The organism is Streptomyces sp. Edi2 (genome assembly GCF_040253635.1).
GTDB lineage: Bacteria > Actinomycetota > Actinomycetes > Streptomycetales > Streptomycetaceae > Streptomyces.
In genome coordinates this window covers 7,767,833-7,789,214 of record NZ_JBEJGX010000003.1, presented here as the reverse complement: position 1 = coordinate 7,789,214, position 21,382 = coordinate 7,767,833, and the positions used below count along the sequence as shown (strand labels likewise).

The following is a 21,382-nucleotide window of genomic DNA, read 5'->3' as shown; positions in this document are numbered from 1 at the left end:
GTCGCCGTCCGGTCTCACGACCTTCCGGCCTCTCAGCCCGGCCATTCTTCCTGTCCTCGGCGGCAACCAGAGCTGCCTTCTCCGAGGCCCGTCCGGTCGGACTCCCTCGCTCGCCCCGTAGGCCTGATTTCAGGATACCCCCAGACAAAGAGGATGGAAGAGGATGGAACAGGTTATCCATACTTTTTCCGCCGCCCCCCGGAGGGCAAGGCCGGCCCCGGAACCCCCATGCTCCGCTGCGGCGCCCGATTTCCGGGCTGTGTCACGATCGTGGCGTCACGCAGGTCGGAGAGGGGACGCGAATGGCTGGTCGGGCCGCAGAGCACAGCAACCACACAGAGGGCGGCACGGACTCGGACCCGGCGGGGCGCGACGCCGGTTCGGGGGCGACCGTGGCCGAGCGGGTGCGGCGGTTCGAGGGCGGCCTGTCTCCTGCCGAGCGGAAGATCGCCCGGGCGCTGACGGCCAATTACCCGGCGGCCGGGCTGGAGTCCGCCTCGGGGCTCGCCTCCCAGGCCGGTGTCAGTGCACCCACCGTGGTGCGGTTCGTCGCCCGGCTCGGCTTCGACGGCTACCGGCACTTCCAGCAGTCGCTGCGCGAGGAGGTACAGGCGCGTCATGCCTCGCCGCTGACCCTGGCCCCGGTGATCGACGCGGACTCCCCCACCTCCGAACTGGTCGAGGCGGCGCAGCAGGTGAGCAGCGCGACGCTGAGCCAGACGTTCACGGCCCTCCCCGAGCAGGAGTTCGATCAGGCGGTCGGTTTGATCTGCGACCCCGCCAAGCGGATCGCATGCTTCGGCGGGCGTTTTTCGCAGCTCCTGGCCGAGTACCTCGACCTGCACCTGCGGCTGCTGCGTCCGGGGACCCTCGTGCACACCGCGGCGCCGGGGCGCGATGCGGGATTCCGCCTCGACCTGAGCCGACGGGACGTGTGCGTGGTCTTCGACTTCCGCCGCTACCAGGAGGACACCGTGCGACTCGCCCGGTACGCACACGAACGCGGGGCCAAGGTGGTGCTGTTCACCGACCCGTGGCTCTCACCGGTGGCCGAGTTCGCCGATGTGGTGCTCCCCGCGCGCGTCGAGGCACCCAGTCCGTTCGACAGCATCGTCGCCCCCCTGGCTCTCGTCGACACCCTGGTTGCCGCCGTGCATGCACGCCTGGGACCGGCGGCCGACGAGCGAATGCGGGCCGCGGAGGAGGAGTGGTCCGGGGAAGCCGGCACCTCCTGAAAAATTCATTTCACCGACACTCTTGACGCGCCACTTGCAACGAATATTTCATGAGGGTGTCTCGGGCCACATCCATGCGGCCCCCCCTTCTGCTCGGGAGCGCGTTGTGCCCGATCACCCTCAAACCTCACGCACACTACGACTGTGGGAAGCGCTGGCCCTCTCCGTCGGCCTCATGGGGCCGACACTGGCGATGGGCCTCAACGGGGCCGGCGTCGCGGCCACCGTGGGAAAGGCCGTGCCCCTGGTCTTCCTGCTCGGCCTGCTCGGTGTCGGCCTCGTGGGCTACGGCTTCTGGCGGCTGACCCAGCACTTCCACCACGCCGGCTCCGTCTATGCCCTGGCCGGAGCCACCATCGGGCCCCGCGCCGGCTTCTTCGGCGGGTTCGCCCTGCTCGGCACCTACCTCGCCTTCCTGGTGTGCACGCTCGCCGCGACCGGGGTCTTCGCCCATGCCTTTCTGCACGCTCTGGGCATGACCTCCACCGGCCCATGGGCGGTCGTCACGGTCGTTGCCGCCTTGGGCGTCACCCTGCTCAACTCCCGTGACACCCGCCTCACCGCCCGCACCCTGCTGATCGCCGAAGGCCTCGGCATCGCGGCCATGCTGGTCCTCGCCCTTGTCGTCATCGGGCGTACCGGCACCGGTTCGGCGCCCCGCCACCAGTCCTTCGACCTGTCGGTCTTCACCCCCGGCACAGCCAGCTTCGGCGCCATCATGACGGCAACCGTCTTCGCCTTCCTGTCCTGGGCGGGCTTCGAGGCGTGCGCGTCACTGGGCGAAGAGACCGACGATCCCCGGCGCAACATCCCGCGCGCCCTGGCGGGCAGTGTGCTGCTCACCGGTGTTCTGTACGTCCTGATGATGTTCGTCCAGTCCATAGGGTTCGGCACCGATGACAAGGGCGTGCGGCAGTTCGCCGGGGCGGAATCGGCCCTGGTGACGCTCTCCGGCAGCTACCTCGGCACCTGGTTCTCGCTCGTCGTCGCCTTCACCGCGGTCGCCTCCGCCTTCGCCGCCGCACTGTCCTCGTCCGCCGCCGCGGCCCGCATGGTCTCGGCGCTGGCCCGGGACGGCTTCGGTCCGGCCGGGCTCGCCCGCACCGAGCCGGTCACCGGCGCCCCCACCAGGGCCTTGTGGCTGTGCGGGGCCCTGGCCGCCGCGATCACGGCCGTCATGTACGGCCTGGGCACCACCGCCTTCGACACCTACTACTGGTACGCGACCATCGGCGTGCTCTGCGTCCTGGTGGCGTACGCCGTAGCCGGTGTCGGCGTGATCGTCTTCACCCTCTCGCACCGCAACGCCATCCCCCGCCGCGAACTGGTCATCCCGCTCGCCGGTCTGGGCTACCTCTGCTTCGTCTTCTACCAACAGTCCACCGGCCAGGGCGCGCCCTACAGCTACTTCCCCTGGATCGCCGCCGCCTGGTGCGCGACAGGACTCGCCGTGGTCCTCCTCGCCCCCTCCCTCGCCGGGCGCATCGGCGCCCGTCTCACCAGTGAAATGAACGGGTCTCAGGGCCCCCGCCAGGAACAGAACCCTGAGCCTCCTGCCGCCGACAGCATGAAGGTGACCTCATGACTCCCCGCGCCGACGACTACGCGACCGCCTTCGTCGCCACCTGCGACCTGGCCGGCCAGGTACGAGGACGGGCCGTGCCGTCTTCCGAACACGACACCCTCCTGCGCAGCGGCACCGGCTGGGTTCCCGCGAACCTCGCGATCTCCTCGTTCGGCCCGATCGCCCCCGACAACGTCTTCGGGTCCCGTGGTGATCTGCGACTGCTCCCCGACCCCGGCACCGCCGTCGACATCCCGGCCGACGGCGCCACCGCAGGCATGCGGCTCTATCTCGCCGACCAGACACTGCCGGACGGGGAGCCCTGGGCCTGCTGCCCGCGCACCTTCCTGCGGGACACCCTCGCGGAGCTGCGCGCACGCACCGGCCTGGAGGTCGTCGCCGCCTTCGAGCACGAGTTCGTGCTCGACGGCCTGCCCGCGAGCGCTCCGTTCTCGCTGCGGCGCTTCCGGGAGGCCGAACCCTTCGGAACCGACCTGGTGCGGCTGCTGGAACACGCCGGCCTCGAACCGGAGACATGGATTCCGGAGTACGGCGACGGCCAGTTCGAGGTCACCCTGCGCCCCGCCGCTGCCGCGGTCGCGGCCGACCGGGCCGTCCTCCTCAAGGAACTCGTCCGCGACCTGGCACGCCGCCGTGGCCTGCCCGTCACCTTCGCGCCGCTCCTGGACGCCGACGGCGTGGGCAACGGCGTCCACATCCACCTGAGTCTGCGCGATGCCGACGGCCGCCCCGCGCTGTACGACCCGCAGCGCCCCGGCCGGCTCTCCGCCCTCGGTGCCCGCTTCAGTGCCGGCGTCCTGGCCCATGCCCCGGCCCTCACGGCCCTGACCGCACCGAGCCCGGTGTCCTTCCTGCGCCTGACCCCGAACCGCTGGAGCGCCGGCGGGGTGTTCCTGGCCGAGCACAACCGCGAAGCGCTGCTGCGTATCTGCCCCACCACCGGACTCGGCAGCTCCGGCCCGGCCGCGCAGTTCAACCTCGAATACCGTGCCGCCGATGCCACAGCCAACCCCTGGCTCGCCCTGGCCGCCCTTGTCCGCGCCGGCCTGGCCGGCCTGTCCGGGGACTACGACGAGCCCACCGTGTGGCCCGAGGACACCGACCGGTCCCAGCTCGCGATGGCGCCGCCCCTGCCCGCCACCCTCGACGAGGCCCTGGAGGCCCTGGAGAAGGACCACGTCGTCCGGTCCTGGTTCGACCCACGCCTGCTGGCCACTCAGCTCTCGGTCAAACGCTCCGAGCTCGCCCAGCTCAACGGCCTGGACGACGCGGCACGCATTCGGAAGGTCCGCAATGTCTACTGAACGGCTCCTCGCAGAAATCGCCCGGCTCCCCCTGGTGGACCACCACGTCCACGGCGCCCTCCGCAACGACGCCGACCGCGGTGCCCTGGAACAGATGCTCACCGAGTCCGACCGCCCGATCCCGCCGTGGATGACCCAGTTCGACTCGCAGATCGGCTTCGCCGTCCGCCGCTGGTGCGCCCCGGTCCTCGGCCTCGAACCCCACGCCGACCCCGAGACGTACGTGGCCCGGCGCACCGAACTCGGCACCGACGAGGTCAACCGCAGACTGCTCGACGCCTCCGGCATCGGCCACTATCTGCTGGAGACCGGCTACAAGGGCGAGGACATCCTCGGCCCTCAGGGCATGGCGGCCGCCTCCGGGCGCCCCGTAGACGAGGTGGTGCGCCTGGAAACCGTGCTGGAGGACGTGGTGCGCGCCGGTGTCACCGCCGCCGAGCTCCCCGACCGGTTCCGGGAAACCCTGGCCGCCCGCTCGGCCACCGCGGTCGGCCTCAAGAGCATCGTCGCCTACCGCCACGGCTTCGACTTCGACCCCGCCCGCCCCCACGACCACGAGGTGACCGCCGCGGCAGACGCCTGGCTGGCCGAGTGCGAAGCCACCGGCACCGTCCGCGTCAGCCACCCGGTGCTGCTGCGCTTCGCCCTGTGGTGCGGTGTCGACCGCGGTCTGCCGATCCAGCTGCACGCCGGCTACGGCGACCCGGACGTCGAACTCCACCGCTGCGACCCGCTGTTGCTCACCCGGTTCATCAAGAACGTGGAACCGCACGGCACCGACCTGCTGCTGTTGCACTGCTACCCCTTCCAGCGCAACGCGGGCTACCTCGCCCAGGTGTTCCCGCACGTGTACTTCGACGTCGGCCTCGGCATCAACTACACCGGCGTACGCTCCGACGCCGTCATCGCCGAATCGCTGGAACTCGCCCCCTTCGCCAAGATCCTCTTCTCCTCCGACGCCTGGGGGCCGCCGGAACTGCATCACCTCGGCGCCCTGCTGTGGCGTCGCGGCATGGCCAGGACTCTCGCCGCGTGGACCGAGAGCGGGGAGTGGGACGTCGAGGAAGCACTCAAAGTGGTGCGCATGATCGGCCACGACAACGCCCGCCGCGTCTACCGGCTGGAGGACCAAGCATGACCGGCGATCACCTGACCGCGCTGGCCGCCGCGCTCGAAGAGGAACTGCCGGCCGCCGCCGCACTGCGCCACCGCATCCACGCCCGCCCCTGCCTGTCCGGCGCCGAAGCCTCCACCCGCGACCTCGTGCTCGCCGCACTGCCCGCAGGCTCCACCACCAAGGTCGCGGACACCGGTGCCGTTCTCCGGATCGGCGGCCCGGGCCCCGCCGTTGCCGTCCGCGCCGAACTCGATGCCCTGGCGGTACAGGAGAAGACCGGCGCGGCATGGACGTCCGAACACCCCGGCCTCATGCACGCCTGCGGCCACGACGTGCACCTGGCCGCGCTCACCGCCCTTGCCCGGGCCGTCGACCGGACCGGCGGCCCGGCCCCCCTGCTGGCGGTCCTGCAACCGAGGGAGGAGACCTACCCTTCCGGCGCCCGGGACATCGTCGAGGACGGCATCCTCGGCCGGGAGGAGTGCCGGGCGGTGATCGGAGCGCATGTGCAGCCACTGCTCCCGGCCGGCACCGTCGCCTGCACCCCCGGCGGCGTCAACGCCTCGGCCGACGAATTCACGATCACGGTCCGGGGCCGCAGCGGCCACGCCGCCTACCCGCACCTCACCCGCGACCCCGTCGTCACCCTGGCCCATATCGTCGTCGCCCTGCAGAGTCTGGTCAGCCGCGGTACCGACCCCATGTCCCACGTAGTGCTCACGGTCAGCACCCTCGCGGCCGGTACCGCCGCCAACGTCATCCCCGGCACCGCCGAAGCCCGCGGCACATTGCGCGCGCTGGGCAACGACGACCGCGAGATGCTGCACACCCGGCTGGCGGAGGTCGCCGGACTGGTGGCACAGACCCATGGCTGCACCGCGCAGGTGGACATCACCCGTGGAGAGCCCGTGCTCGACAACGACCCGGATCTGACCGCCGCCACGAGACCGCTGCTCGGCACGCTCGGTCTGAGCGCCGGTGACGACCTGCGCTCCGCCGGCTCCGACGATTTCTCCTTCTTCTGTGCGCAGCTGCCGTCGCTGATGCTGTTCGTCGGCACCCACGGGGGCACCGAGCAACTGCACTCGCCCACGTTCCTGCCCCCCGACGAGCGGATCCGCGACGTCGCCCGCGCCATGCTCGCCGGCTACCTGGCTGCCGCGGAACCGCTCACCTGAACTCCCCGCCGCCTTCTGCCCTTCACGCCTTTCGCGCCTTTCCCGCTTTCGCACCCAAGGACCGCCTCATGACCACCACAGAAACGCACGGCATGCCCCACCCCGGCTCCACGACCCAGCATCATGTGTCGCTGGCCGAGACGGCCACCGCCCGCAACTACGCCCCCCTGCCCGTGGTACTGGCCTCCGGCCAGGGCGCCTGGGTCACCGATGTCGAAGGCCGCCGCTACCTGGACTGCCTGGCCGGATACTCGGCCCTCAACTTCGGCCATGCCCACCCCCGGCTGACCGCCGCGGCCCAGGAGCAGCTGGCCCGCCTCACCCTGACCAGCCGGGCGTTCCACAACGACCGCCTCGGACCGTTCTGCCGAGACCTCGCCGACCTGGCCGGCATGGATCTCGTGCTGCCCATGAACACCGGTGCCGAGGCCGTGGAGACCGCGATCAAGGTCGCCCGCAAATGGGGCCGTGAGCGCAAGGGCGTCGCCCCGGACCGCGCCACCATCATCGTGGCCGACGGCAACTTCCACGGGCGCACCACCACGATCGTCAGCTTCTCCGCCGACCCCGTCGCCCGCGAAGGCTTCGGCCCCTTCACCCCCGGCTTCCGCAGCGTCCCCTACGGTGACAGCGCGGCGCTGGAAGCGGCGGTCGACGAGAACACCGTGGCGGTGCTCCTCGAACCCATCCAGGGTGAGGCCGGCGTGGTCATCCCTCCGCCGGGCTACCTCCAGGCTGTCCGGGACGTGTGCAGCCGCGAGAACGTGCTGTTCCTCGCGGACGAGATCCAGTCCGGCCTCGGCCGTACCGGCACCACATTCGCCTGCGACGCCGAGGACGTCACCCCCGACGTCTACATCCTCGGCAAGGCCCTCGGCGGAGGCATCGTTCCGGTGTCCGCCGTGGTCTCCCGCCACGACGTCCTCGACGTCATCCGCCCCGGCAGCCACGGCTCCACCTTCGGTGGCAACCCACTCGCCGCCGCCGTCGGCCATGCCGTGGTCGAGCTGCTGCGCAGCGGTGAATACCAGGCCCGGGCAGCCGCATTGGGCGAACGGCTGCGCGATCGGCTGGAGGACCTGACCGGCCGCGGCGTCGTCGCGGTCAGGTCCCGCGGCCTGTGGGCCGGCATCGACCTCGACCCCGCACTCACCACCGGCCGCCAGGCCTGTCTACGCCTCCTGGACCGCGGCGTGCTCGCCAAGGACACCCACGGCTCCACCCTCCGCTTCGCCCCGCCACTCGTCATCGAGCCCGGCCAACTGGACTGGATGTGCGATCAGCTCGGCGAAGTCCTGGCCGAGGCCGGCTGAGCTCCGGTGGGCAGGGGCGGGCGGTGTCCGCCGTAGCGAAAGGGACGGCCGCGAACACCGTCACGGCCCGTCCACAATGAGGATCACCTTGCCCACGTGCCGCCCGGTCGTCAGCGTCTGGATCGCGGTCGGTGCCTCCCGCATCGGATACACCTCGTGCGCCAGCGGTTCGAGGCGCCCGTCCGCCCACAACGGGGACAGCTCGGCCAGCAGCGCCTGCACCAGCGGCCGGTCCACCCGCGACAACAGCAGCAAATCGACGCTGTGCATGCTGATGTTGCGCCGGAAGGGTGCCAGCTCGACCGTGCCGCCGCCGTAGATATCCCGCTTGCCGATCTCGACGAACCGGCCGTGCAGGCGCAGCAGGCCGAGCCCGGCCTGCTGCGCCTTGCCGGCCAGCGAGTTGAGCACCACATCGACGCCGTCCGGGCTGGTCTCCCGCACCCCGTCGGCAAACGCGACCGACCTCGAGTCCAGCACGTGCTCGACGCCGAGCTCCCGCAGGTACTGCCGCTTCCGCTCGGTCCCGCTCGTTGCCAGCACCCTGGCGCCGTACAAGCGCGCAACGTTCATCGCTGCGAGCCCGACGCCGCCCGCCGCCGACTGGATCAGCGCTGTCTCCCCGGCACCGAGCCCGGCCAACCGGACGAGCGCATACCAGGCGGTCAGGTAGGCCACGGGCAGGGTGGCCGCTTCGGCGTCGGACAGCGCGGCCGGCGCGGCCACCACGAGCTCGGTCGGCACCGTCACATGCGACGCGAACGCACCCTCGTGGAAGAAGAGCACCCGGTCACCGACGTGCAACCCGGGCGCACCGGACCCGACACGGACCACCGTGCCCACCCCGTCCAGGCCGAGCTCATGCGCCTCGCTCTCGCCGAACACAGTGCCCATGCCCAGTACGACCAGCACGTGGGCGAAGTTCACCCCGGCCGCTCGCACCTCGATCTCGACCTCACCCGGCTCCGGCGCGCGCCGGAGCCGGGGGCAGGCGGCCAGGCTGTCCATGTCGCCGGGCCGCTCCGCGTGCAGCACATAGCTGTCCACGAGTTCAGGAAACCTGGTGTGTCCGGTCGGGGAAGAACCTCTGCCGCATCGCCCGCAGCGTCCGGAAGTCGTCCGGCTCGATCGACATCGAACGCCGCCTTCGTCGAGATCGTGGCCGGCCTGAGCGACTTGCGCGACGCGGGGGGCGCCGACGGTACCGGGGTCATGACCGAGCTGATCGAGGAGGCGGAACGGGCACAGCGGCGGGTGGACGCGGACGAGGCAGGACCCTCGAACCTCGCGCCGCTGCGTATCGACCCGAGCGACCTCCACGACGCCGCGTCGGGCCTCTACCTGGTGACCAAGCCGCTCGGCATCGGCCGCGAAGAGCGCTGACCCGCGGCGGGGCACGGAACGGCGGCTTCGCGGCAGAAAGAGAGCCGGCGGGAGGTCGGCCCGGCCACGACCGGTCGGCCGAGCTGAGCGACATTCGGGTGCCAACCCTGGTGATCTCGTTCGCCGGGACGTCATCATGCCGCCCGCCGAGGGCGCCGCGGCCGCCCGCGCGATCCCCCGCGCCCGGTTCGTGGAACTACGGGGCTGCGGGGCTGCGTGGCTGCGGGCACTTCGGGTTCCTCGAACGTCCCGGCGAGGTCAACGTGTTGTTCACCCGAGTTCTTCGACGGGGTGGGGAGGGAACGATGAGCGCAGCCGCCTTGCTGTTCGCCGACGTGGTCCTGATCGTGGTGCTGGCCCGGCTGTGCGGCGCGCTTGCCATGCGGCTCGCTCAGCCCGCGGTGGTCGGCGAGATCGTCGCCGGCATCCTGCTCGGGCCCACACTGCTGCACGGCGAGCTCGCAAGGACGCTGATCCCGACGGAGGTGCGGCCGGCGCTGGGCGCGCTGGCCGGCATCGGTGTCGCGGGCGATACCACCCGCGCGAGCCCATGGGGTTCGTCCTGTTCCTCGCCGTGGCGTTATCGGTCACCGCGTTCCCGGTGCTGGCCCGGATCCTGACCGACCACGCGATGCAGCACACCAGGCTGGGCACGCTCGCGCTGGCGGCGGCGTCGATCGCCGATGTGGTCGCCTGGTCGCTGCTGGTCCTCGCTGTCACCGTGGTCAATCCCTCCGGGGCGAGCCCGTGGCGGTTGCTGCTCCTCGCCCCGTACGCGATCGTGCTGCTCGCGGCCCGCCCGCTGCTGCGCCGCCTGCTGTGGAATGCGCGGCAGCCGCATCGGGACCGGTTCGTTGTGGTCTTCGTCGGCGCGCTGGCCTCGGGCGGGATCACCGAACTCCTCGGCCAGCACTTCATCTTCGGCGCGTTCGTGTTCGGTCTCCTGCTGCCGCGCGACGACCCCGAAGGCTGCGCCGAAATCGCCCACTTCGCCAAGCGGACCGGCGGCCTGCTGCTTCCCGTCTACTTCGCCGTCGCCGGGTTACAGGTGGATCTCTCCAGCATCGACGGGAACGGGGCCGGCGTGCTCGTATTGCTCCTGGTGGTCGCCGTCAGCGGCAAGATCGGCGGCGGATTCCTCGGCGCCCGCCTCGCCGGTCTGAGAAACCGGCAGGCGTTAGGCATGGGCGCCCTGATGAACACCCACGGGCTGACCGAATTGATCATTCTCACCACCGGCCGCCAACTCGGACTCCTCGACGGCGAACTGTATTCGCTCATGGTGGTGATGGCGATCGTCACCACAGCGATGACCGGCCCCCTGTTGTCACTTACTCGGCCGACCGATATCCCGTCCTCCCCGGCCGCGAACACGGTTGTTCTTCCCGCGGAACGGAAATCGACGCCCACCGGATAAGGGCCGGCCGTGCTTGTTACTGATCCAGAACTGTTGGGTTGCCGGTCTCGTTGGCCGGGTGTGGCCGGGACCGCCGCAACGGCACCGGATGCGCCTGCCCGCACACCGCCCTGCACGACCACTCCCGCCCGGCCCACACCGAAGACCTGCCCAACGAAATTACCCCTGCCTGTGTCGCCGCGGCCGTCGTCGACCGGGTCACACTCCGCCGCGGTGCCGTCCGCCGGCACGCACTGCGCGCTTGCCTTCATCTCGCGCAGACCTCGGGTCAACTCCGCAGCCCTGCGGACGAGAGGATCTGAAATGGCCCAGTGGCCGACACAACTTCTGGGGAAGACCCCTAGACTGCCCGCGTTCAGAGTCGACACAGGGAAGGAATCACAGCGGTATGGTTCAGGCCACCGAGGAGCAGTTGTTGACCACCCCGATCGACCAGCGCTACTTCGAAGACTACGTGCCGGGTTCGACTTATGTGTTCGGCACCGCGACCGTCGACGAGAGGCAAATCGTCGAGTTCGCCAAGGAATACGACCCGCAGTTCTTCCACGTCGATCCGGTCGCCGCGGCCGACGGGCCGTTCGGCGGCCTGATCGCGAGCGGTTGGCAGACCGCGGCGCTGATGATGCGGCTGTTCGCCCGGCACTACCTGTCCAGCGTGGCGAGCCTGGGTGGCCCCGGGGCGGACGAGCTGCGCTGGCTGCGCCCCGTCCGCCCGGGCGACGTACTGACCCTTCGCGTCACCGTACTGGAGGCCAAGGCCTCGAGCTCCAAGCCCGATCGCGGGCTCGTCCGCTCGCTCGCCGAGCTGCTCGACCCGGTGGGCGAACCCGTCTTCAAGGCCACCGTGCTGAACTTCCTGCGTCGCCGCACCACGGGCGACTGAACCCGCCCGACGGGTGTCTGCTGAATCTGCTCCCGGATCGGAGGTGAGAAGCGAGCCGGCTCAACCGCCCGGGTCAACACAGCACCTACACCACTTGTGTTCAGGCGGCCGTACGCGGATTGAACCGTCTCGAACTGACAGCGTAACTGCGGGCCGCATGGGAAGCCCCGACCGCCAAGGCGCCTGCGGGCCGCTCGCCCCCGCAGCGCCGGGCCGGCCGCCCTCGTCGTCGCGCTCGGCTGGATTTTCGTCCTCATCGAAAAGCACGTCCCCCAGCCGCTCGCCCCTCCGCCCCTCCGCCCCTCCAGCGATCATCGCCGGGGCCAGGAGTGACGCCCCGCGCTGGTTGCCTGACGGCTCCGTCTCCACCGGAGTAGCAGTGAGGGCGCCGCTCGCAGCCCCGACCGACCGTAGGTAGCAATCCGCAGGTAGCAATCCGTAGGTAGCGATTACCTCATAGCGTGCCAAAGCGAGGCTCGATCGGCGTCCATCCGCCGACCGACAGGATCAGGACGGGGAGGAGGTCAACAGGCCTTGGCCGGGGTCGTCGAGCCGGGCTTCCCTGCTGAGGACTGCACGGTGCAGGTTCCGCAGCAGGGCACCTGGTTCCACTCCTATTTCCTCGACGAGGGCCTGTCTGATGTTGCTGTAAGCCTTCAGGCATTCTCGAATCCGCCCGCTTCGATAAAGAGCGATCATAAGGTAAGCGTGCAGGTTCTCCCGCATCGGATGATCGTGCACGAGTCCGTATAACTCGCCATTCAGTTCACTGTGTCGACCGAGTCCGAGTTCCAGCTCCAGACGCCGCTCATACGTGGCATTGCGCCTCTCTTCCAATTGCCGCGCGTAACCGTTAAGGATGGGAGTGGCCCTCACATCCGCGAGCGCCGGGCCGTTCCACAGTTGGGTCGCCTCGGAGAGCAGCTGTGCGGCTTCGCGCGGAAGGCCGGCACCCAGAGCCTCACGCGCCTGGAGGACCGTGGAATCAAAATGCCTCAAGTCCAGCGAATGATGCTTGAGTCGGAGCACATATCCTGGCGACTGGGTGACGATGATCGAGGAACCGGCGCCCAGATTTCCGAAGTGTCTCCGCAGTTTCGAAATATATACCTGGAGGGCAGTGGAGGCCGTACGCGGAGGCGCCCCCGCCCAAAGAGCGTTGATGAGACGCTGCGTGGGTACGACGCGGTCAGCATGAACACACAGAGCAGCCAGGAGTGATCGAAGCTTGAGCGCCTGTGGCGTTACCCCTTCATCACGATCGTTTGCCACCTCTAATGGGCCAAGAATCCGAAATCTCATTTACCCCCCGCTCATTCGATTCCCGAAACCCTTCCCGTTTACCGCCACATTACACCGAGGGCGAATTCCCGAATATGATGAGCGAAGCCTCGGGGAGACGTCAAGCTTATTATTCGCACGACGTCCACATGAACACACAGAGGTTCAGATATAATGCGCGTATACCAAGCCCGCTAAAATCTCCTATATAGGGATATGCTTCACATCGCCCGTAACTGCCGGTTGCCGCAACTCAGCACTTCACAGATCGTCGTCTGGAGGACGGACGGGCTCGCGATCAAATATCGGCCAGTAATTAAAATTGAAGCAAATTAATTCGCTTCCGACCGAACCGGAACGCACCCTCTCCCGTCATTACTTTAGAGAGGCTTTAGTGGCGCTTTATGGTCAGGCCCGCTCGCCCGCGCCGACGAGTTCGGGAGTCAGTGGAAGCGAAAAGCTAAGAGCCGTCCCGCAAAAGTTCTTGGGTGCGGTCCATGCCGCGAACGATCACCGACGGAGATGCACTCATCTTCACCACACCCGGACGGTGCGCCGCTCCGGCACGACCACAGGACGGGCAATCCCGCCGGTCACGTCCCGGGCAGAGGGCTCGCGAGGAGGCGAATCCTGACGTGGGAACGCCCGGCGGAGGATTGGCCCAACACTGCCGAACTGCTCAAGCGCTTGACCGGAATGAACCACTCGCCCGCACGGCTGGCGAACGTCACGCGGACTCATCGATCAGGTGGCCGACCAGCCGAATGGTCCGTCCACGCCGACCGTGCTGCAGCGCCTCCTGCTAAGTCGTGACCGGCTCGGCCCCGAGCAGACCCGCTCCATCGTCGCCCATGCCTTTGACTGGCTGGACACCAACGACGACCACCCGGCGTTCGCCATCGTACTCAACCCCGTGCTGAGAGAGGAGGAGTTGACCGCCGAGCAGCGCCAGTCGGCCCTGCGGCTGGGGCTGGCCCAGTTGTCGGCACACCCCGACGACGATGCCCTCCTCGCCACCTTGCTCAGCCAGCTTGAGGGGCTTACCGCAGCGCAGGCCCGGACGGTTGCCGACCTGGGCATTCAGCGGTTGGCCGCCCATACCGGCAAGGCACAACGTGCTGTTCTGGCTTCTCTCCTCACCCGTACCGATCTGACGCAACAGCAGGGGCGAGCCGGCATCGACATCGCTCTGCGGTTTCTGGAACACCGAAAGGGCACCAAGGTGCGCCCTGTGCTCTCTGGCCTGCTACGCCATCCCGCTCTCGACGGAACCCGGCAGGCACGCGCGGTCGATGTCACTCTCCATTGGCTGACACTCCACTGCACGCATTACAAAGCGCACGTGGTTGTCGAGGATCTCCTCAGGATTCCGAATCTGTCCGCGGACCAGAAGAAGACAGCCACCCGCCTGGCCCAGCGCTGGCTCGCCCATCACCCCGATGCCCCGAATGCCCCCCAGCTGCGCACCGCTGTGGCAGAGGTGACACCGCCAGGCCCGTAAGCCAGCCGATCTCGGAACGGCTCGGCGCCCTGCCCGGCCCTGACTGGAGGCTGGGTGGGACCGTCCCCGCGGGGGCGGCGCGCAGGTGGTCCACGATCGGCCGGGTCAGCGAGCGTGTCCGGCTGCTCAACACGGTCAGCGGGATATTCGGGTGCTAGGCGTTCCACGCGTTGCGTACCTCGTCGGCAGTCTTCGCGTCCTGGTCCTCGGGGTGTACGGGCCCGCAGGCATTCGGACTTACTCGTCCACCACCCGCAAACCTCCCGTCCGAGCTGCCGCCGCCGATCCAGACACGTCGCCGTGGGCACGGCCGGGATGGCATGCGTGAGCCATGTCACTTGTCGGGGGTGCATAGCGGTGCAGGGGCCAGTGCCTTTATTGAGGGTGTAGGGGCGTGTTGAGGTGAGGGGGTGACGCTGATGGGGCAGTTGCGGGCCGATGAGTTCGACCGGTTCGTGGCGGCTCGGTGGTCGGCGCTGCTTCACCTGGCGCGGCTGTTCACCGGTGGAGACCGGCACCGGGCCGAGGATCTGCTGCAGGAAGCGCTCGTCAAACTGTGGTTTGCCTGGCCAAAGGTGGCCAAGGGGGCGCCCGAGGCGTATGTGCGCCGGGTCTTGGCCCGTACTGCGGCTCGCTCGGCACGGCGTCGCTGGTGGGGCGAGCACCCTGTGGACCAGCTGCCCGACCCGCCCGAGGTGGCAGATGAGACCGCTGCCGTGGACGAGCAGACCCGGTTGGAGGCCGTGTTGGCGTTGCTGCCGGCGCGGCAGCGGGCTGCGGTGGTGCTGCGCTACTACCAGGACCTGCCCGAGCGGGATGTCGCGGAGGTGCTGGGCTGTCCGGTGGGTACCGCCCGTTCTCTGACGACCCGCGGCGTTGCACGGTTGCGTCAGCTTCTGGCTGAGGCAGAGCCGGTGGAGTGAAGAGGGAGCTATGGATCACTTCGAGCAGGAGCTGGCACGGATGATGCGCGACAGCCAGGAGGACACGCTCTATGAGGACCGGCACCGAGACCGACTGCACGCCGGCGTTCGCGCACGCCGGCGGGCTCGAGCGGCCTGGACGGCCACCGGATCCGTGCTGACCGTTGCGGGGCTCGGAGTCGGACTGATGGTGCTGCCAAGTTCCTTCGCTCAGGACGGCCCCACCGGCCCGCAGCGCCGCCCCGGTACCCCTGCCGAGTCGGTCCCGATGCCATCGACACCCCGCCCCAGGCCCGGTGCCACAAAGCCGCCGATGCCGACCTGCACGTCAACCACCCGGCCGGTGCCGATGCCGTATCACCCCTCGCCCTCCGAGCCTTCGATGCCCAGCCGTACATCACCCCCCAAGCCGGTTCCGATGCCGACCTGCGCCTCAACTACCGGCCCAGTGCCGATGCCGTACCGTCCCTCAACCGCCGAGCCGGCTCCGACGCCGACACAAACCTCGACCGCCAGGTAGCGCCCTGGCCGCGTTCAAGCGGTCCCGATGGGTGTGTTCGGAAGCCCAGTGTCCGTACAGCTGGGCGAGAGGGAGAAGGCGACTTCGTTTGCGCGCGAACCGCACCCTGGGCAACCAAGTCGGCCACGGGGTCCTGCCTCGGAACCCGCCGTGCGGGCGAGCTCCGCACAGTACAACCGCTACGTATTCGTCGATCCTCAAGACCGTCGCCTCCCGGCCCTAAAAGTGGCGGGAGGCGCAGGAGGCACCGTGCTCACCGCGTTCGCCCGAGCGTTCAAGACGCCCGACCTGCGCAAGAAGCTGCTGTTCACACTGGGCATCATCGTGCTCTACCGGATCGGAGTGCACATCCCGGTCCCAGGGGTGAACTACGCGAACGTCGAGTTCTGCACGGCTCGGACCCACGCCAACAGCGGGTTGTTCGGCCTGGTGAACATGTTCAGCGGTGGTGCGCTGCTGCAGATCACGATCTTCGCGCTGGGGATCATGCCGTACATCACGGCGAGCATCATCCTCCAGCTGCTGACCGTGGTGATCCCGCGGCTGGAAGCCCTCAAGAAAGAGGGCCAGTCCGGCCAGGCGAAGATCACCCAGTACACCCGCTATCTGGCCGTGGCGCTCGCCGCTCTGGAGGGCACCGCCCTGGTAACCGCCGCCCGCGCCGGTTCGCTCTTCCAGGGCTGCACGCGCCAGATCGTGCCCAACGACACGGAATTCACCACCATCACGATGGTCATCACCATGACGGCCGGCACCTGCCTGACCATGTGGCTCGGTGAGCTGGTCACCGACCGCGGCATCGGCAACGGCATGTCGATCCTGATGTTCATCTCGATCGCCGCCCGCTTCCCGAGTGCGCTGTGGCAGATCAAGCTCACCGGCGAGCTGGCCGACGGCTGGATCGAGTTCTTCGCCGTCATCGCGGTCGGCCTGGCGATGGTCGCCCTGGTGGTCTTCGTCGAGCAGGCCCAGCGGCGCATCCCGGTGCAGTACGCGAAGCGGATGATCGGCCGCCGGTCCTATGGCGGAACGTCCACTTACATCCCGCTCAAGGTGAACCAGGCAGGTGTGATTCCCGTTATCTTCGCGTCGTCGCTGCTCTCCATCCCGGCGCTCATCGCACAGTTCAGCCAGTCGAAGGCGGCATGGGCGACTTGGATCGCCACCAACTTCACCAAGGGAGACCGCCCCGTTTACATCGCCGCGTACGTCTTGTTGATCGTGTTCTTCGCCTTCTTCTACGTGGCCATCAGCTTCAACCCCGAAGAAGTCGCCGACAACATGAAAAAGCACGGTGGCTTCATCCCGGGTATCCGGGCTGGTCGCCCGACGGCCGAGTACCTCAGCTACGTGCTCAACCGGATCACGTGGCCGGGCTCGCTGTATCTGGGGCTGATCGCACTCGTACCAACAATGGAGTTGGTGCTTTTCCACGCGAACCAGAACTTCCCGTTCGGCGGGACAAGCATCCTCATCATCGTGAGTGTGGGCCTGGAGACCGTGAAGCAGATCGAGAGCCAGCTCCAGCAGCGCAACTACGAAGGGTTCCTCCGCTGATGCGAATCGTCCTCGTCGGACCCCCGGGGGCCGGCAAGGTCCCCGCCCTGAAGAAGGTGCGCATCCGCCTGCCTGTCGGCCGTCCCCGCACCGGCCCGCTGCCGTGGCCGGAGCAATCCACATCCCGCCGACAGTGGTGTGCGCGAGAGGCAGAGATCCGGCGCCTGCGCCCGCGTCTCGGTAACCCTGACGAGCCACAGTCGCCCCGCGCCTACAGCCGGCCTCGGCTCCCTGGGAGAAATCTGGGCGAAGACCTTCTCCTGGAGCCTCTGCGACACCACGCCAGACCAACCCATGCCAACCCTCTGACCTGGGCAGACACCAGAACGCGCGGGTAAGGATCTTGCCCTTACTTCATTCGGGACAAAGAGGTGGCCGGTTCAAGTCCGCCCCACTACGACTGCCGGCCATCGACCGGATCCGAGGTTGCGCGCCGCACCGACCACGCCCGATAGGGAGGCCGGAACTCGACGCGCAGTCCTTGGGGCACCGATAGGAACCCCGACGACGCCCGCGGGCAGCCGTGCAGGTCAGGTCCTAACGCTTCAGAGAAGCAAGCTCCAAGCGCACACGATCTCCACATGCGCCCGACATAAACCCCATACGCTTGCCGGGGGAAACCCCAGGTCAGCGCGCCGCTCCGTCGGGAGTTCGCGCACCCCCGCTTCGGCTATTTGATCGAATCCTCATACAAAATGCCTGGCCAGTGCACTGACCAGGCATTTTGGGATACGTGTCCGAGGGGGGACTTGAACCCCCACGCCCGATAAAGGGCACTAGCACCTCAAGCTAGCGCGTCTGCCATTCCGCCACCCGGACTAGGTGTGATCTTCGCGGGGCGTTCCCCGCGGCGACATGGACAACAATACCAAGGTTTCGGAGTGCCTTTCACCTGCGTATCCGCCCGCCACATAACCTCGAATTATGGGCAATGAGGGACATGTCTCGCATATCAGTGATCCCCGCAGGCCACGGGCGCTCTCGCCGCTGCGGGAGCATCTGCGGGACACCTTCTGGTTCGCGCCGGCCACGGGGCTGGCGGGCGCGGTGCTGCTGTGGTGGGCGGCGGCGTCGCTCGATCTCAAGATCATCGAGTGGCTGCAGGGTGCGCATGCGTACGGGGCAGTCAGGGAGCTGGTCTCCATCGCCGAGGACACCAAGACGATCGTCACCACGATCAGTTCGGCGATGATGACCTTCATCGGTGTGGTGTTCAGCATCTCCCTGGTCGCGGTGCAGATGGCGAGCGGCCAGCTCACACCGCGGGTGGTGCGGATCTTCATCCGGAGCCGGATCACCAAGACCACCCTCACGGTCTTCCTGGCGACCTTCCTCTTCTCGCTGCTGGTGCTCACCTCGTACGAGAGCGAGACCGATGCCCGGCAGGTCACCTCGGTGCCCGTGGTGCAGAGCCTGATGACGATGGTGCTGGTGGGGCTCAGCCTGATCCTGTTCATCGCCTATGTGTCGGCCACCTTGCGGTTGATGCAGGTGGGGCCGGTGGTCGACCGGATCACCCGGGAAGCGCTGCGGATGCTGGCGCGGCAGGGCACGGGTGGGGAAGGCGGGGAGGGCGGGGCTCGTCTGGCGCCCGAGACGGGGCGGATCCCGCATGAGGGCCGGGCCGGGGTCGTCCGGGATGTGCATGTGGCGCGGCTGGTGCGGGTGGCGCGGCGGCAGGGGGTCGTCCTGCGGCTGATCCCGCGGATCGGTGACTTCGTGATGCCGGGGACGCCGGTACTGGCGGTGCACGGCGGAGCGCCGCCGCCGCGGCGGGCGCTGCGCTACACGGTCTCGGTAGGCGTGGAGCGCACTTTTCACCAGGATCTCGGGCTCGGGCTGCGGCAGCTGTCGGACATCGCGCTGCGGGCGCTGTCGCCGGCGGTGAACGATCCGACCACGACCGTGCAGTGCCTCGACCGGATCGTGCAGATTCTGGCGGCGGTGGTGCAGCGGCCGCTCGGAGCGGTGCACCACCGGGACCGCCGAGGGGTGGTGCGGCTGGTGCAGAACGTTCCCGGCTGGACGGATCTGGTGGACCTGGGGCTGACCGAGGTCCGGGTGGCCGCGGCGCACAGTCCGCAGGTGACCCGGCGGATCGTGGCGGGCATCGGTGATCTCCTGCTGCTCGCGCCGGAGGGACGGCAGGCGCCACTGCTGCGGCACCGCACGCTCCTGTTGCAGGCGGTGGAGCGTGCGGTGCCGGCGGCCGCCGACCGGCGGTTCGCCCTGCACCCCGACCGGCAGGGGATCGGGTAAGGCGAGTCCGGAGGGGGAGGGCGGGTCCGGTGGGGCAGGTCGGGTCCGGTGGGACAGGTCGGTCCGGGGGGTCGTGGCGGTGCGGCGGTGGGGCTGGGCGCGCTGGCCGGCTGGGCGCGCTGTGCGGCTACGGCATCAGGTGGTAGTCGGGGAAGTTGCCGGGCAGCCGCTCGGCGGCCGGGCCCTCGGTCACCGCGCGGACCAGGAGTTCGCCGCCGACGAAGGCGCCGCTCCAGGAGTTGCCGAAGCCGCCGAAGAGCTCATCGCGGTCGCCGCGGGAACGGGGCTTGCCGTGGCCGACCTTGAAGGCCCGGATCTGCGGGGCGAGACGGTCGTAGGTGTCCTTGTCGTCACAGGACAGGCTGGCGACCAGGGCGCCGTTGCTGGCGTTCATGGCGGCGAGGAGTTCGGCCTCGGTGTCGACGAGCACGAGGGTGTCGACGGGGCCGAAGGGCTCGGCGTGGTGGAGCGGGGAGGAGGAGGGCGGGGCCAGGAGGGTGGTGGGCGGGAAGTACGCCGAGGTGTCCTGGGAGGGCAGGAAGTGGCCCTCGGCGAGGCTGCCGCGGTGCAGGGGAACGGCGCCCCGGGAGATCGCCTCGGTGGTGAGGTCGGCCAGTTCCTTGGCCTTGGCGGCGTTGATCAGCGGGCCGAAGTCGAGTTCGGGGAGCGGGTCGGCGGGGTCGGCGACGGCCAGCGGGTGGCCGAACCGGACGCTGCGTACGGCCGGGAGGTACGCGGCGAGGAAGTCGGCGAACGCCTCGCGCTGGACGACGAAGCGGGGGTAGGCCGTGCAGCGCTGCTTGGCGTAGTCGAAGGTCTTGCGCACCAGGGGGGTCAGGGACTGCCAGTCGGTGTAGTTCCAGATGCCCCAGGTGTTGAGGCCCTCCTGTTCGAGGATGTGGCGTTTGCCGAGGTCGGCGACGGCGGTGGCGACGCGGGCACCGGTGTCCCGGCCGCCGACGAAGGAGACACAGCCGATTTCCGGCGAGCGGACGAGGGCGGGCGAGAGCTCCTTGCCGCTGCCGCTGACGAGAGTGGCCGGGACCCCCTCGCGGGCGGCCAGGGCGCAGGCGAGGGTGAGACAGACCAGACCGCCGTCGGTGGGGGTCTTGGCGATCACCGCGTTGCCGGCCAGCGCCTGGACGAGCATCGCGTGGATCAGCACCGACATCGGGTAGTTCCAGCTGGCGATGTTGCTGACCGGGCCGGGCAGCGGCGTGCGGTCGGCGAGCATCCGGTCGATCCCGGAGACGTACCAGCGGACGCCGTCGATGGCGCGGTCGACATCGGCCTGCGCGAGCTTCCAGGGCTTGCCGATCTCCCAGACGAGCAGCAGCGCGAGCAGTTCGCGGTGTTCGGTCAGCGCGTCGAGGGTGGCGGAGATCCGGGCCTTGCGTTCGGTCAACGGGACGTGGCGCCAGGCCCGGTGCTGGTCGAGACAGGCGCGTACGGCGTGCAGCGCGGCGTCCGCGTCGAGGCGGGGCGGGCCTGCGATGGGGGTGTTGTCGATGGGGCTGGTGGCGGGCAGCGGGTCACCGTCCGGATGCCAGGCGGCGGCCCAGAGGTTGAGGGCCTGGTCGTCGCGGAAGGCCTCGGGGGCCGCGGCCAGGCTGCGCTGCCAGGCGTCCTGCCAGGACGTTCCGGGTTTGAGGAGGAGCGTCGGGGCGGGCGCGGGGTGCTCGTTCCGCTGCGGGTTCGAGGTGGATTCGGTGGTGGGGGCCATCGGATGTCTCCGCTCTCGGTGCACGGCCGGAGGGGCAGGGTCATGGCGCTCGGGCGGCTCCCGGAGGAGCCGTGTACTGGACGGTAGTGGGCAGGGTGGCACCGCGGGACGGTCCGGCGTCCGGTATGGCGAGTGTCACTCGGCGCGGGCGACGGGGCCAGCGGGGTGAGGCGACCGCGTGGCCCCGGCGGCGGCACGGGCCT

The 21,382-nt window shown here is 69.1% G+C and carries 17 protein-coding genes, 1 tRNA gene and 1 pseudogene; 14 read left to right on the top strand and 5 right to left on the bottom strand.

The features are described 5' to 3' along the window. The first annotated feature begins 302 nt into the window (after positions 1-302). From ABR737_RS37470 to rocD, 6 genes are all read left to right on the top strand, one after another. Positions 303-1,235 carry a MurR/RpiR family transcriptional regulator gene (locus tag ABR737_RS37470; RefSeq protein WP_350255618.1) on the top strand — a complete coding sequence of 311 codons (933 nt, stop codon included), beginning with the start codon at positions 303-305 and terminating at the stop codon, positions 1,233-1,235. Then, positions 1,156-2,820, top strand: coding sequence for an APC family permease (locus ABR737_RS37465; RefSeq protein ID WP_350255617.1), 1,665 nt, complete (start codon positions 1,156-1,158; stop codon positions 2,818-2,820). The genes ABR737_RS37470 and ABR737_RS37465 overlap by 80 nt, the downstream gene beginning before the upstream one ends. Continuing rightward, entirely contained in the window at positions 2,817-4,124 is a 1,308-nt protein-coding gene (locus tag ABR737_RS37460; protein ID WP_350255616.1) for a glutamine synthetase family protein, read from the top strand. The genes ABR737_RS37465 and ABR737_RS37460 overlap by 4 nt, the downstream gene beginning before the upstream one ends. Then, positions 4,114-5,262, top strand: coding sequence for an amidohydrolase family protein (locus ABR737_RS37455; RefSeq protein WP_350255615.1), 1,149 nt, complete (start codon positions 4,114-4,116; stop codon positions 5,260-5,262). The genes ABR737_RS37460 and ABR737_RS37455 overlap by 11 nt, the downstream gene beginning before the upstream one ends. Continuing rightward, positions 5,259-6,419 carry a M20 metallopeptidase family protein gene (locus ABR737_RS37450; protein WP_350255614.1) on the top strand — a complete coding sequence of 387 codons (1,161 nt, stop codon included), beginning with the start codon at positions 5,259-5,261 and terminating at the stop codon, positions 6,417-6,419. Before ABR737_RS37455 ends, ABR737_RS37450 begins: the two co-directional genes overlap by 4 nt. A gap of 68 nt (positions 6,420-6,487) precedes the next feature. After that, entirely contained in the window at positions 6,488-7,732 is a 1,245-nt protein-coding gene (gene rocD / locus ABR737_RS37445) for an ornithine--oxo-acid transaminase (protein ID WP_502964436.1), read from the top strand. A gap of 60 nt (positions 7,733-7,792) precedes the next feature. Here rocD and ABR737_RS37440 read toward each other — a convergent pair whose 3' ends face one another. Then, positions 7,793-8,779: a zinc-binding dehydrogenase gene (locus ABR737_RS37440; RefSeq protein ID WP_350255613.1), complete on the bottom strand. Its 987-nt coding sequence runs from the start codon at positions 8,777-8,779 to the stop codon at positions 7,793-7,795. A gap of 165 nt (positions 8,780-8,944) precedes the next feature. On the opposite strand from ABR737_RS37440, the gene ABR737_RS37435 reads away from it, so the two are divergent. The 4 genes from ABR737_RS37435 (at position 8,945) to ABR737_RS37420 (ending at position 11,415) form a co-directional block, all read left to right on the top strand. Continuing rightward, positions 8,945-9,115, top strand: coding sequence for a hypothetical protein (locus ABR737_RS37435; protein ID WP_350255612.1), 171 nt, complete (start codon positions 8,945-8,947; stop codon positions 9,113-9,115). Between the two features lie 305 nt (positions 9,116-9,420). Next, entirely contained in the window at positions 9,421-9,735 is a 315-nt protein-coding gene (locus tag ABR737_RS37430; RefSeq protein ID WP_350255611.1) for a hypothetical protein, read from the top strand. Next, complete coding sequence (locus ABR737_RS37425) at positions 9,717-10,532, top strand: cation:proton antiporter (protein WP_350255610.1); 816 nt, start codon at positions 9,717-9,719, stop codon at positions 10,530-10,532. The genes ABR737_RS37430 and ABR737_RS37425 overlap by 19 nt, the downstream gene beginning before the upstream one ends. Before the next feature lie 388 nt (positions 10,533-10,920). Further along, positions 10,921-11,415 carry a MaoC family dehydratase gene (locus ABR737_RS37420; RefSeq protein WP_350255609.1) on the top strand — a complete coding sequence of 165 codons (495 nt, stop codon included), beginning with the start codon at positions 10,921-10,923 and terminating at the stop codon, positions 11,413-11,415. A gap of 507 nt (positions 11,416-11,922) precedes the next feature. On the opposite strand, the gene ABR737_RS37415 is transcribed toward ABR737_RS37420, so the two are convergent. Then, a complete protein-coding gene (locus ABR737_RS37415; RefSeq protein ID WP_350257071.1) occupies positions 11,923-12,444 on the bottom strand; it encodes an AfsR/SARP family transcriptional regulator in 522 nt (173 codons plus the stop codon). 6 nt (positions 12,445-12,450) lie between these two features. Beyond that, a pseudogene (locus tag ABR737_RS37410) lies at positions 12,451-12,717 on the bottom strand (AfsR/SARP family transcriptional regulator); the annotation flags it as partial. 727 nt (positions 12,718-13,444) lie between these two features. On the opposite strand from ABR737_RS37410, the gene ABR737_RS37405 reads away from it, so the two are divergent. The 3 genes from ABR737_RS37405 to secY all read left to right on the top strand — a co-directional run bounded on the left by ABR737_RS37405 (position 13,445) and on the right by secY (position 17,197). Continuing rightward, on the top strand, positions 13,445-14,197 hold the full coding sequence (locus ABR737_RS37405) for a hypothetical protein (RefSeq protein ID WP_350255608.1): 753 nt from the start codon (positions 13,445-13,447) through the stop codon (positions 14,195-14,197). Between the two features lie 419 nt (positions 14,198-14,616). Then, positions 14,617-15,120, top strand: coding sequence for a SigE family RNA polymerase sigma factor (locus ABR737_RS37400; protein WP_350257070.1), 504 nt, complete (start codon positions 14,617-14,619; stop codon positions 15,118-15,120). A gap of 769 nt (positions 15,121-15,889) precedes the next feature. Then, a complete protein-coding gene (secY, locus tag ABR737_RS37395) occupies positions 15,890-17,197 on the top strand; it encodes a preprotein translocase subunit SecY (RefSeq protein WP_350257069.1) in 1,308 nt (435 codons plus the stop codon). Between the two features lie 734 nt (positions 17,198-17,931). Here secY and ABR737_RS37390 read toward each other — a convergent pair. Further along, a tRNA-Leu gene (locus tag ABR737_RS37390) sits at positions 17,932-18,016 on the bottom strand. Positions 18,017-18,148: 132 nt separating this feature from the next. On the opposite strand from ABR737_RS37390, the gene ABR737_RS37385 reads away from it, so the two are divergent. Further along, the gene (locus ABR737_RS37385) at positions 18,149-19,456 is read left to right on the top strand and encodes a DUF2254 domain-containing protein (RefSeq protein WP_350257068.1); all 1,308 of its coding nucleotides are present in this window, start codon (positions 18,149-18,151) and stop codon (positions 19,454-19,456) included. A 127-nt stretch (positions 19,457-19,583) separates the two neighbouring features. Here the strand turns inward: ABR737_RS37385 and ABR737_RS37380 are convergent, their stop codons facing one another. Then, positions 19,584-21,179 (bottom strand): aldehyde dehydrogenase family protein, encoded by a 1,596-nt coding sequence (locus tag ABR737_RS37380; RefSeq protein ID WP_350255607.1) that lies wholly within the window; start codon positions 21,177-21,179, stop codon positions 19,584-19,586. Positions 21,180-21,382: the final 203 nt, after the last annotated feature.

Excerpts from the sequence above, each read along its gene's own strand:
- ABR737_RS37470 (WP_350255618.1), top strand. The coding sequence starts at position 303 with ATGGCTGGTCGGGCCGCAGAGCACAGCAACCACACAGAGGGCGGCACG.
- ABR737_RS37380 (WP_350255607.1), bottom strand. The coding sequence starts at position 21,179 with ATGGCCCCCACCACCGAATCCACCTCGAACCCGCAGCGGAACGAGCAC.
- ABR737_RS37420 (WP_350255609.1), top strand. The coding sequence starts at position 10,921 with ATGGTTCAGGCCACCGAGGAGCAGTTGTTGACCACCCCGATCGACCAG.
- rocD (WP_502964436.1), top strand. The coding sequence starts at position 6,488 with ATGACCACCACAGAAACGCACGGCATGCCCCACCCCGGCTCCACGACC.
- ABR737_RS37400 (WP_350257070.1), top strand. The coding sequence starts at position 14,617 with ATGGGGCAGTTGCGGGCCGATGAGTTCGACCGGTTCGTGGCGGCTCGG.
- ABR737_RS37435 (WP_350255612.1), top strand. The coding sequence starts at position 8,945 with ATGACCGAGCTGATCGAGGAGGCGGAACGGGCACAGCGGCGGGTGGAC.
- ABR737_RS37465 (WP_350255617.1), top strand. The coding sequence starts at position 1,156 with ATGCACGCCTGGGACCGGCGGCCGACGAGCGAATGCGGGCCGCGGAGG.
- ABR737_RS37430 (WP_350255611.1), top strand. The coding sequence starts at position 9,421 with ATGAGCGCAGCCGCCTTGCTGTTCGCCGACGTGGTCCTGATCGTGGTG.
- ABR737_RS37450 (WP_350255614.1), top strand. The coding sequence starts at position 5,259 with ATGACCGGCGATCACCTGACCGCGCTGGCCGCCGCGCTCGAAGAGGAA.
- ABR737_RS37455 (WP_350255615.1), top strand. The coding sequence starts at position 4,114 with ATGTCTACTGAACGGCTCCTCGCAGAAATCGCCCGGCTCCCCCTGGTG.
- ABR737_RS37460 (WP_350255616.1), top strand. The coding sequence starts at position 2,817 with ATGACTCCCCGCGCCGACGACTACGCGACCGCCTTCGTCGCCACCTGC.